The organism is Bradyrhizobium sp. AZCC 1678, assembly GCF_036924765.1.
GTDB lineage: Bacteria > Pseudomonadota > Alphaproteobacteria > Rhizobiales > Xanthobacteraceae > Bradyrhizobium > Bradyrhizobium algeriense.
Genome location: NZ_JAZHSE010000001.1, coordinates 4,820,028 through 4,831,555, shown reverse-complemented (window position 1 = coordinate 4,831,555; position 11,528 = coordinate 4,820,028). Strand labels below are relative to the sequence as shown.

Here is an 11,528-nt window from a genome sequence, read left to right as displayed (position 1 = left end):
CGATGCTGGAATCGACACTTAGAGACCGCGTGAAAACCCTGTTGACTCCATCGGCGCGGAGCGATGTTCCGCCCTTCATGGTGATGGACGTGATGGCGGCCGCGGCCCGCATCGAGGCGGCCGGCGGCCATGTCATTCACATGGAAGTGGGGCAGCCGGCGGCGTCAGCCCCCAAGGTCGCGATCGCGGCCGCGCATGCCGCGCTCGATGCAGCGCGGATCGATTACACCTCCGCGCTCGGCATTCCGACGCTGCGCACGCGGATCGCAAGACACTACCACGATACTTACGGCTGCGCGGTCGATCCCGAACGCATTGTGATCACGACCGGCTCGTCCGGCGGTTTCATTCTGGCGTTTCTGTCGATGTTCGAGCCGGGCGACCGGGTGGCGGTCACGGTGCCGGGCTATCCGCCATACCGGCATATCCTGACCGCGCTCGGCTGCGAGCCGGTGCTGATCGAAACCTCGAGCGCGACGCGTCATGCGTTGACGGGCGAGGCCTTGCTGGCCGCGCATCGCAAGGCGCCGCTGAAGGGCGTGCTGGTCGGCAGCCCCGCCAATCCGACGGGAACGATGATGTCGCGCGAGGCGCTCACCGGCCTGATCCATGCGGCGGAAGGCGCCGGCATCCGCTTCATTTCCGACGAGATCTATCATGGCCTCGACTATGCGTTTCCGGCGGTGACGGCGGCGGAGCTTTCGCCACATGCGCTCGTGATCAATTCGTTCTCGAAATATTTCTGCATGACCGGCTGGCGGGTCGGCTGGATGGTGGTGCCGGAGCCTCTGGTGCGGCCGATCGAACGGCTGCAGCAGAACCTGTCGATCTCGGTGCCGACGCTGTCGCAGATCGCGGCCGAAGCGGCATTCGAAGGCGCTGCGGAGATGGAGGCGATCAAGCGCGGCTATCAGGAAAACCGCCGCATCCTGATCGAGGGACTGCCGAAGGCTGGCCTCACCAGGTTCCTGCCTGCCGATGGCGCGTTCTACCTCTACGCTGATGTATCGGATTTCACCTCCGACAGTTTCGAATTTGCCGGCCGCATGCTGGAGAAGGCGCATGTGGCGGCGACGCCGGGCGTCGACTTCGATCCGATCCACGGCCGCAGCTTCATTCGCTTCTCCTACGCGCGCTCGGCCGACGAGATGCGTGAAGCGGTGACACGCATCGCGCAGTGGCTCGGTTAGCAACGACCGGTCACCATCATCCAAATCATACGTACCTAAAATCAATCGGGGAGCCATTCATGTCCGCCAGAACCATGCCTGAAACCGCCGCGCCATCGCATTTCCCGCTTGCCGCCCTGCTGTGGCCGCATCGTGCTGATGGATCGTGGGGTCTGTTGCGCAGCGTGATCCTGGTCGCGCTGGGGACGGCGCTGCTGACCTTGTCGGCCAAGGTCAATCTGCCGTTGCCCTATGTGCCGATGACGTTGCAGACGCTGGTTGTGCTGGTGATCGGCGCGGCCTATGGCTGGCGGCTCGGCAGCGTTACGCTCATGGCCTATCTGGCCGAGGGGGCTATTGGATTTCCGGTATTCGCAGGCCCGGTCGGCGGCCTTGCGCCGTTGATCGGTCCGACGGCCGGATATCTCTTCGGCTTCGTGGCGGCGGCCTTCGTGACGGGATGGCTGAGCGAGCGCGGCTGGGACCGATCAGTGCTCCGGCTGTTCGTTGCGATGGCGCTGGGACACATTCTCATTCTCGCTGCCGGATTTGGTTGGCTTGCGTTCGGCATGAAGCTCGGCGTTGAAAAGGCGTGGCTGGTCGGTATTGCGCCATTCATCGCGGCGTCCCTGATCAAGAATGCGCTCGGCGCTGCCCTCGTGCCGGCGATCCGGAGGATTTTCGACCCACGCGGCTAAGCAGTCGCGTCTGCCAACACCATTGACTCCGCTCGCCCAAAGGATTTTGGCTGTGTGCGACGGATTGGCGCAGGTGCGACCAGTCCGCGACCGCTGAGGGAGGAGTAAGCGTCATGGCGGCAACAATTGCGACCGAAGCGCCGGCAAGTGCGGCAAAGCCCTGGTACCGGGTTCTTTACGTTCAAGTTTTGATTGCGATCGTGCTCGGCGCACTGTTCGGCTGGCTGTGGCCCGCGCTTGCGACCAACGACTGGATCAAGGCGCTCGGCGACGGCTTCATCAAGCTGATCAAGATGGTGATCGCGCCGATCATCTTCTGCACCGTGGTATCCGGCATAGCGCATATACAAGATGCCAAGAAGGTTGGCAGGATCGGCGTCAAGGCGCTGGTCTATTTCGAGGTCATCTCGACCTTCGCGCTGGTGATCGGTCTGCTCGTCGGCAATCTGGTCAAGCCGGGCGCGGGTTTCGGCGGCGGCATGGCGAATGCGCAAGCCGTCGCCGGCTTTGCCAAGCAGGCCGAGGCGCAAAAGAGCGTCGATTTCTTCCTGCACATCATTCCCGATACGGTGGTCGGCGCCTTCGCGCAGGGCGAAATCCTCCAGGTGCTGCTGTTCTCGATCCTGTTCGGGTTTGCGCTGATGGGTCTTGGCGAGCGCGGCCACACGATCCGCGCCTTTATCGACGATGCGGCGCACGCAGTGTTCGGCGTCATCGCCATCGTGATGAAGGCCGCCCCGATCGGCGCGTTCGGCGCGATGGCGTTCACGATCGGCAAGTTCGGGACCGGCGCGATCCTGAACCTGATCGGACTGATCGCGACGTTCTACGTCACCGCCGCGCTGTTCGTGTTCGTGGTGCTCGGCATCGTCGCGCGGATCGTCGGTTTCTCGATCTTCAAGTTCCTGGCCTACATCAAGGACGAGCTCCTGATCGTGCTCGGCACGTCGTCCTCGGAAAGCGCGTTGCCGTCCTTGATGGAAAAGCTCGAGCGGCTCGGCTGCTCCAAGTCGGTGGTGGGCCTAGTGGTACCGACCGGCTACTCGTTCAACCTCGACGGCACCAACATCTACATGACGCTGGCGACCCTGTTCATCGCGCAGGCGCTTGGCTTCGATCTAACGTTCGGCCAGCAACTGACCATCCTCCTGGTCGCGATGCTGACCTCGAAGGGCGCCTCCGGCATCACCGGCGCCGGCTTCATCACGCTGGCGGCGACGCTGGCCGTGGTCGATCCGCGGCTGGTGCCGGGCATGGCCATCCTGCTGGGCATCGACAAGTTCATGAGCGAGTGCCGCGCGCTGACCAATCTGTGCGGCAACGGCGTTGCCTGCGTGGTGGTGTCCTGGTGGGAGGGCGAACTCGACAAGAGCAAGCTGCACGCCAATCTGAACAAGCAGGTTGATCCGTCCGACGTGGAGACGGCGCTCACGACGGGATAGATAGAGCGTTTTCCAGCGAAGTGGGGACCGGTTCGCGTCAAGAAAACGCGTCAAATCAAAAATCCAGGGCGCCGTTCCGATTCCATCGGAACGGGGCTCTAGCGATCCGCTCGATGCAAATAAAAAACCGCCCGGTTTTGGCCGGGCGGTTTTCTTTTTTGGTTTGATCCTTACTCGCCGCTGCCGAAGCGCCGCGACCACCAGCCCGCCTTGCGTGGCGCGGCCTCGTCCGATGTGGCCGGCGCCGGCTCGGTCGGAGCAGGCGCGGGAGACTCGAACGGCTCCGGCGCGCTCTGGCTGACGGAGGAGGGCGCCGGTTCGGCCGGAGTGCTGGTCACGAAGCTGACTTTCTCGCGCACGGTCGAACGCCGCCGCGCCGCGGCCCGCTCGGCCTCCTGCCTGGTTTCTTCAGCGGTTGGCGCGGGCTCGCTCTCGACCGGCTCGGGCCGGGCGTAGGCCGCAGGCTGCATCTGCGCCGGCTGCGAGACCGGTTCGGGCTGAAAGTCAGCCTGCACCAGCGATGGCGCGGGCTCGGACGCGCCGCCGTCGAAATCGGCAACCGCGCTGGTCACTTCGGGAGTCGGGGTCGGCCCGAGTTCGTCCGCGATCGATCCGGCCAAGCCATCTTCCAGCTCGGCACCACGCCGGCGGCGTCCGCCGCGACGGCCGCGACGGCGCGGGCGCCGCTCGCCACCGGCAGGCTGATCGCCGCGGGCCATGCCGGGCTGTTCGTCGCCTTCGTCTTCGTCGGCTTCGCCGTCCTCGGCGGTCACGCTTTCGACGGCCTCGCCCGCGACGCGCATCGCGTCGCCGTCCTCGCGCGGGGCACCGCCTTCACGGGGCTCGCCACGGCCGCGCCGGCGCCGGCGCCGCTTGCGGCGGTGGCCGTCTCCTTCGCCTTCGCCCACTGCGGCTTCGGCGGCATCCTCGGCCAGCCCCTCGGTGTCCTCGGTTTCGACCTCGGATTCGGTTTCGATGTCGAACGCCTCGTCGTCGTCATAGGCTTCCTCGACCTGCGGCGGGAAGGCGGTGGCCTGCGCTGCCAGCAACGCCTTGGCGGCCTCCAGCGTGTGCACCTGCTCGCCGCGGTCGATGATGTACGACTGCTGGCCGGCAACGGTTGGATCGGCGCTCACCGCGAGCGACACCTTGAAGGCATTTTCGAGGTCGCGCAGATGGCCGCGCTTGTGATTGAGCACATAGAGCGCGACGTCGGTGCGGGTGCGCACCACCAGATTGTGGGTCGCGCCTTTCATCAGGATTTCCTCGATGCCGCGCAGCAATTGCAGCGCGACCGACGAGACCGAGCGCACATGACCGCTGCCGCCGCAAACCGCGCAGGGCTCGGTCGAACTCTCCAGTACGCTGGCGCGGATGCGCTGGCGCGACATTTCCAGCAGGCCGAAATGCGAGATGCGTCCGACCTGGATGCGCGCGCGATCCTGCCGCAGGCAGTCGGACAGCTTGCGCTCGACGGCGCGGTTGTTGCGCTTCTCGTCCATGTCGATGAAGTCGATGACGATGAGGCCTGCGAGATCGCGCAGGCGCAATTGTCGCGCGACTTCCTCGGCCGCCTCGAGATTGGTCTTGAGCGCGGTGTCCTCGATATGATGTTCGCGGGTCGAGCGGCCGGAGTTGACGTCGATCGAGACCAGCGCTTCGGTCTGGTTGATGACGATGTAGCCGCCGGAACGCAGCTGCACGGTCGGCGAGAACATCGCATCTAACTGGCTCTCGACGCCCATCCGCGAGAACAGCGGCTGGCCGTCGCGATATTGCCGCACTGCCCGCACGTTCGAGGGCATCAGCATCTTCATGAAGTCGCGCGCTTCCTGGTAGCCGGATTCGCCCGCGACCTGGATTTCATCGATTTCCTTGTTGTAAAGGTCGCGCAGCGAGCGCTTGATCAGCGAGCCTTCCTCATAGACGAGAGTGGGGGCCTGCGACTTCAGCGTCATGTCGCGCACGGTTTCCCACATCCGGATCAGATATTCGAAGTCGCGCTTGATCTCGGGCTTGGTCCGCGAGGCGCCGGCAGTGCGCAGGATGATCCCCATGCCCTCGGGCACGTCGAGGTCCTGCACCACTTCCTTCAGCCGCGAACGGTCCTGGGCCGAGGTGATCTTGCGGCTGATGCCGCCGCCGCGGGCGGTGTTGGGCATCAGCACCGCATAGCGGCCGGCCAGCGACAGATAGGTCGTCAGCGCGGCGCCCTTGTTGCCGCGCTCTTCCTTAACGACCTGAACCAGCATCACCTGGCGGCGCTTGATGACTTCCTGGATCTTGTACTGGCGGCGCGGGCGGAACGGGCGTTCCGGAACTTCCTCCAGCACGTCGTCGCCGCCGACGGATTCGACGACTTCCTCTTCGGCGTCCTCGGCGTCGTCCTCATCGTCATGGCCGTCGTCGCGTTCGGAGGCCGGGGCGAGTTCGTCGGGAGAAGCAACGGCGTAGCCTTCACCGGCATGCTCGATATGCGGCGCGTCGTCGGCATGGGCCGCGTTTTCGCGCGCCCGTTCCTCGTCATGATGCTCATCATGCGCGTGTTCGTCGTGAGCGTGTTCGGCCGTCGCCTCGGGGGCGGCCGCCTCGACCGGCGCCGCGGCGGGCACGCCGGATTCCAATTCCGCGACCGGTGCTTCGCTTGCGGCATCTGTCCGAGTATCAGGACCTTGCGCATCGTGATCGTGGTGACGTTCGTGGTCGTGCTGAGGATCGTGATCGTGCGAATGGTCTTGATCGTGATCATGCGTCTCATGCGCATCATGGTCGTGATGCGCCGTGTCCTCATGATGCTCATCATGATGTTCAGCGTCGTGCGGATGCACTTCGCCGGCATACGCGCCTTCGTGCTGATGCGCCTCGCCTTCATAGGGCTGGGCCGCCTGCGAGGGATCCTGGCCGGCGTTCTCGACGACGCCGCTCTGGACACGGTCGCCATGGCCGCGTCGACGCGCATTGCGGTGGCGCGAGCGGCCACGGTGGCGGCTAGAGGAGCGGTTCTCGCTCTCTTCCTCGGCCTCGCGATGGGCGCGCTCGTCGGCCTCGATCAGCGCCTGACGGTCGGCGACCGGGATCTGGTAGTAGTCCGGATGGATTTCGCTGAAGGCGAGGAAGCCGTGGCGGTTGCCGCCATATTCGATGAACGCCGCCTGCAGCGACGGTTCTACGCGCGTGACCTTGGCGAGGTAGATATTGCCGCGCAGTTGCTTGCGCTGGGCGGTCTCGAAATCAAACTCTTCGACGCGGTTGCCGCGGACCACAACGACCCGGGTCTCTTCCGGGTGGGTGGCGTCGATCAACATCTTGTTGGGCATTTTTGAACTCTTGACGGCGGCGGGCGCGGTGCATGGCGCGCGCAAATTGCGCGGCCCGGTGACGCGACGGTCCACCTGATTCGGGGGTGAGGGGAAGGCCAAAACGCACTTCTTGGCGCCGCGCCGAACGGGGAGCCACCGGAGCGAGGCGACGTGCGAAGCTTTCGCTTCGCGTCGGCGCGATCGTTCCGTGGATCCTGGTCGGCAACACAGTCTGGCGCATCAAGCGTCGGCCCGTCTAAACATGTTGGCGGAAAAGGATACCGCCGCATTTATCGCTGAAGGCCCGGTTCGGCGCCTAAACGCCCGCCGGCCATCGCATATCGGACCGTTTGGGGTCCGGATAATCAGTTTTGCCGTGTCTCAAACCGTCCCTGGAAAAGGTACCTGGGACCGGACGCCGCTCGGGCTCGAAACCGCCACTCCGTGTCAGCCGCGCGCGGCGCTGGCTGTGGAGGGATCGGGAAAGACGCAGGTTCCTCCGGCTTCGAAGGTTCCGGCGCTGCACCGGGAGGCTGAACGCGACACAACCGGGAGTATTAGCCGTCAGCACCCCGTACATACGTGGATTGGCGGCTACGTGCAAGGGAAGCGCAAGGAAGGCACAAAAAGGAACCAGCCGCCGGGCGTCGCAGCGCGGCAACACTCGCTCCTTTTCACAGATTCGACCTTAAGGTCTGATTAACCCTGCGGTTCTAATGCGGTAAGGGAGGGCTCCTCCGGAGGCACCGAATCGTTGGCGAGCCGCGCAAATCACCTTGTTTTGCTGGGATGTGGCCTATTGTGCGCCGCAGCATTGCTGCGCACCCAAATGGCCGGCCCCAGCGCGGCCCAGGCACAGGTTTATCAAGCACCCGCCTATCAAACGCCGCTTTATCAAGGACCGGCCGCCATTCCGAGCCCAGCGGCGGCATCGAATTTCCCGATCGCGTCGGACGCTCGCCTGGCCGGCGATACCAAACAGACCCGTTTCATCCTCGATCTCGACAAGCCGGTCCAGTTTCGGGCCTTTGCCCTGGCGGACCCCTATCGCGTGATCGTCGATCTTCCTCAAGTCAGTTTCCAGCTTCCGGCCGGAGTCGGTGTCGCGGGACGGGGATTGGTCAAGGCGTTCCGTTACGGTCTCGTCATGCCGGGCGGATCGCGGATCGTGTTCGACCTGACGGGACCTGCCAAGATCGCCAAATCCTATGTGCTGGAGGCGGCCAACGGCCAGCCGCCGCGGCTGGTGCTCGAATTCGAAGAGGTCGACCGCACCGCCTTTGTACAGTCGCTGGCGCCCGAAAGCCGCCCCGAACTGCGGCCTGCGATCGCCGAGGCCAACGCCGCCGCTGCGCGGGCGGAAGCGCCGGCCGCGCCTCCGTCGCCGCCGGACAAAAGGCCGGTGGTCGTGATCGATCCCGGCCATGGCGGCGTCGATAACGGCACCCAGGCCGGCGGCGGCGACATCATGGAAAAGAATCTGGTGCTCGGCTTTGGCCTGGCGTTGCGCGATCGGATCGAGAAGTCGGGCAAGTATCGCGTCGTCATGACCCGGACGGACGACACCTTCATTCCGCTCGGCGACCGCGTGAAGATCGCGCGCAACGAGTCGGCGGCGCTGTTCGTCTCGATCCATGCCGACGCCCTGCGTCGTGGCGAGGGCGACGCCCAGGGCGCCACCATCTATACGCTCTCCGATAAGGCCACCGACTCCGAAGCCGAGCGGCTGGCGGACACTGAAAACAAGTCGGACGCGATCGGCGGGGTCAGTCTCGCCGACGAGCCGACCGAGGTCGCCGACATCCTGATCGACCTGGTGCAACGGGAGACCAAAACCTTTTCAAACCGGTTCGCGCGGATCCTGATGGGCGAAATGAAGACCACGGTGCGGATGCACAAGCATCCGCTGAAATCGGCCGGTTTCCGGGTCCTGAAGGCCCCCGACGTGCCCTCGGTCCTGGTCGAGCTCGGCTACGTCTCGAACAAGGGCGACCTTGAGCATCTGGTGTCGGAAAACTGGCGGAACCGGACGGTCGGGGCGATGGCGCAGGCAATTGATGCGTTTTTAGCCAAACGGCTGGCAACTGCCGGACCGGGCAAGTGAAAAGTTCAGTGCGCATTGCGTAGGCGCAGGCTGAAAAGCGTGCCGTGCGGTGGCCCAAGCCCTAGTTTGGCCACAGCGGCAACGGTATAGAAAATCGACTGCTGGTCTTCGGAATCGGTCAATATTGTCCGCCGGACCCTTTATTGTTCGACCGCGTGGCGGCAACTCGTTCGGTGGGATTGCCGTATTAGGATAGACGCCGCAGATTTCGGCGCACAGGGTTGGAACGGAACTTCGACAATGCGCTTTCTGGTCCGGTTTTTGGGTTTCCTGTTCGCCGCCGGGACTGTCGTGTTCCTGGTCGGCGTGGCCGGCGTCGCGGGCGCGATCTGGCATTTCTCCAAGGACCTGCCGGACTACTCACAGCTTCAGGATTACGAGCCTCCGGTGATGACGCGCGTGCACGCGTCCGACGGCGCGCTGCTCGGCGAATATTCCAAGGAGCGGCGCCTCTATCTGCCGATCCAGGCGGTGCCAAAGCTCGTCATCAACGCGTTCCTCGCGGCCGAAGACAAGAACTTCTACGAGCATGGCGGCATCGACTTCACCGGCATGGCGCGCGCGGCCGTCCTGTATGCGCAAAATTTCGGCTCCAACAAGCGTCCGCAGGGCGCCTCGACGATCACCCAGCAAGTTGCAAAGAACTTCCTGCTGACCAACGAGGTCTCGTTCACCCGCAAGATCAAGGAAGCCTTGCTGGCGATGCGCATCGAGCGCGCCTATTCGAAGGACCGCATCCTCGAGCTCTATCTCAACGAAATCTATCTCGGTCTTGGCGCCTACGGCATCGCGGCCGCATCGCTGGTCTATTTCGACAAATCCGTGAACGAACTCACGATCGCGGAAGCCTCCTATCTGGCGGCGCTGCCCAAGGCTCCCGCGGTACTGCACCCGGTTCGCAATCGCGATCGCGCGGTCGAGCGGCGCAATTACGTGGTCGATCGCCTGCTGGAAAACGGCTGGATCAAGCAGGCCGACGCCGACAAGGCCCGCAAGGAAGCGCTCAACGTCACCAGCCGCGGCAACGGCGCGCATATCTTCGCCGGCGAATATTTTGCCGAGGAAGTCCGGCGCGACATTTTCGAGCGCTACGGCGAAAAGAAGCTGTACGAAGGCGGATTGTCCGTCCGTGCCACGCTCGATCCGAAGATGCAGGTGATGGCGCGCAAGGCCATGGTCGCCGGCCTCGTCAAATATGACGAGGCGAGCGGCTGGCGCGGCGCACCGTCCAAGCTGGATATTTCCGGCGACTGGGGCGTGAAGCTCGCCGACGTCAAATCGCTGGGCGACATTGCGCCGTGGCGGATGGCCGTGGTGCTGGAGACGTCCGACCAGTCGGCGCGGATCGGTTTCCAGCCGGGCCGCGAGCTTGGCGGCGCCATCAGCAAGGTCAGGCAGACCGGCATCATCACGCTCGATGGCGTGCGGTGGGCGAAGGCCGCATCAGGTCCCGCAAAGGGCAGGACGCCGACCTCGGTGGCGCAAGTTCTGGCGGCCGGCGACGTGATCTATGCTGATCCGCTGTTCGACAAAGAGGGCAAGCCGGTCGAAGGTCAGTATCGGCTGCGCCAGTTGCCGGAAGTGTCCGGCGCGATGGTCGCGATGGATCCGTGGACCGGCCGCGTGCTGGCGATGGTCGGCGGCTTCTCGTTCGATCAGAGCCAGTTCAACCGCGCGACCCAAGCCTATCGGCAGCCGGGTTCGTCCTTCAAGCCGCTGGTGTATTCGGCGGCAATGGACAACGGCTACACCCCGTCGACGGTCGTCGTCGACGCGCCAATTGAAATCGATCAGGGACAGGGCGTCGGTGTCTGGCGCCCGGAAAACTATTCGTCCGGAAAATACCAGGGACCGGTCACGCTGCGCAACGCGCTGCGGAATTCGCTGAATACGGTGACGGTGCGGCTGGCCCAGGACATCGGCATGCCCTTGATCGGTGAGTATTCCAAGCGTTTCGGCGTCTACGACGAGCTGCCGAACTATCTGTCCTATGCACTCGGCGCCGGCGAAACCACGGTCATGCGGATGGTTACGGCCTATTCGATGTTCGCCAATGGCGGCCGCCGTGTGAAGCCGACGCTGATCGATCGCATTCAGGACCGCTACGGCCACACCATCTTCAAGCATGACGCCCGCGAATGCCGCGGTTGCGACGCGCCCGGTGGCTGGAAGAATCAGGCCGAGCCGCAGCTCGTGGACCGCCGCGAGCAGGTGCTCGATCCGATGACCGCATATCAGATCACCTCGATGATGGAATATGTGGTCCAGGCCGGCACCGCGACGGTGGTCAAGGAAGTCGGCAAGCCGATCGCCGGCAAGACCGGCACCACCAACGATGAAAAGGACGCCTGGTTCATCGGCTTCTCGCCGGACCTCGTGGTCGGCATCTATGTCGGTTTCGACAAGCCGCGCAATCTCGGCCGCGGCATGACCGGCGGTCATCTGGCCGCACCGATCGCCAAGGACTTCCTGAAGCTCGCGCTCGCCGACAAGCCCGCTATCCCCTTCAAGGTGCCCGCCGGCATCAAGCTCGTCCGCGTTGACCCCAAGAGCGGCATGCGCGCCGGTCCGGGCAGCGGCGGCCTTCTGGAAGCCTTCAAGCCGGGCACCGCGCCGCCGGATAACTACTCGGTCATCGGCGTCGCCGATGCGGACGGTCGCATGCCGCAGCAGGGATACCCGCAAGGGTATCAGCAAGGGTACCAGCCCGACTCCGGCAATATCATGCGTCCAGGAACCGGCGGGCTTTACTGATCCGCACGACGTGTTCACAACCTCAAGGCGCATCTTCGGACATCGCGTTATAAACATGTTTG

At 64.3% G+C, this 11,528-nt stretch carries 6 protein-coding genes; 5 read left to right on the top strand and 1 reads right to left on the bottom strand.

What is annotated here, in order from left to right:
• Positions 1 to 2 precede the first annotated feature (2 nt).
• From V1294_RS22845 to V1294_RS22835, 3 genes are all read left to right on the top strand, one after another.
• The gene (locus V1294_RS22845) at positions 3 to 1,190 is read left to right on the top strand and encodes a pyridoxal phosphate-dependent aminotransferase (RefSeq protein ID WP_334500303.1); all 1,188 of its coding nucleotides are present in this window, start codon (positions 3 to 5) and stop codon (positions 1,188 to 1,190) included.
• A gap of 59 nt (positions 1,191 to 1,249) precedes the next feature.
• Positions 1,250 to 1,867 (top strand): biotin transporter BioY, encoded by a 618-nt coding sequence (locus tag V1294_RS22840; RefSeq protein WP_417021138.1) that lies wholly within the window; start codon positions 1,250 to 1,252, stop codon positions 1,865 to 1,867.
• A gap of 113 nt (positions 1,868 to 1,980) precedes the next feature.
• A complete protein-coding gene (locus V1294_RS22835) occupies positions 1,981 to 3,309 on the top strand; it encodes a dicarboxylate/amino acid:cation symporter (protein WP_334480435.1) in 1,329 nt (442 codons plus the stop codon).
• A 170-nt stretch (positions 3,310 to 3,479) separates the two neighbouring features.
• Here the strand turns inward: V1294_RS22835 and V1294_RS22830 are convergent, their stop codons facing one another.
• Positions 3,480 to 6,626, bottom strand: a complete 3,147-nt coding sequence (locus V1294_RS22830; RefSeq protein ID WP_334500301.1) for an Rne/Rng family ribonuclease — start codon at positions 6,624 to 6,626, stop codon at positions 3,480 to 3,482.
• 736 nt (positions 6,627 to 7,362) lie between these two features.
• On the opposite strand from V1294_RS22830, the gene V1294_RS22825 reads away from it, so the two are divergent.
• Positions 7,363 to 8,712, top strand: coding sequence for an N-acetylmuramoyl-L-alanine amidase (locus tag V1294_RS22825; protein WP_334500299.1), 1,350 nt, complete (start codon positions 7,363 to 7,365; stop codon positions 8,710 to 8,712).
• Positions 8,713 to 8,952: 240 nt separating this feature from the next.
• Positions 8,953 to 11,466 (top strand): penicillin-binding protein 1A, encoded by a 2,514-nt coding sequence (locus tag V1294_RS22820; RefSeq protein ID WP_334480438.1) that lies wholly within the window; start codon positions 8,953 to 8,955, stop codon positions 11,464 to 11,466.
• Positions 11,467 to 11,528 lie beyond the last annotated feature (62 nt).

Excerpts from the sequence above, each read along its gene's own strand:
- V1294_RS22830 (WP_334500301.1), bottom strand. The coding sequence starts at position 6,626 with ATGCCCAACAAGATGTTGATCGACGCCACCCACCCGGAAGAGACCCGG.
- V1294_RS22845 (WP_334500303.1), top strand. The coding sequence starts at position 3 with ATGCTGGAATCGACACTTAGAGACCGCGTGAAAACCCTGTTGACTCCA.
- V1294_RS22835 (WP_334480435.1), top strand. The coding sequence starts at position 1,981 with ATGGCGGCAACAATTGCGACCGAAGCGCCGGCAAGTGCGGCAAAGCCC.
- V1294_RS22840 (WP_417021138.1), top strand. The coding sequence starts at position 1,250 with ATGTCCGCCAGAACCATGCCTGAAACCGCCGCGCCATCGCATTTCCCG.
- V1294_RS22820 (WP_334480438.1), top strand. The coding sequence starts at position 8,953 with ATGCGCTTTCTGGTCCGGTTTTTGGGTTTCCTGTTCGCCGCCGGGACT.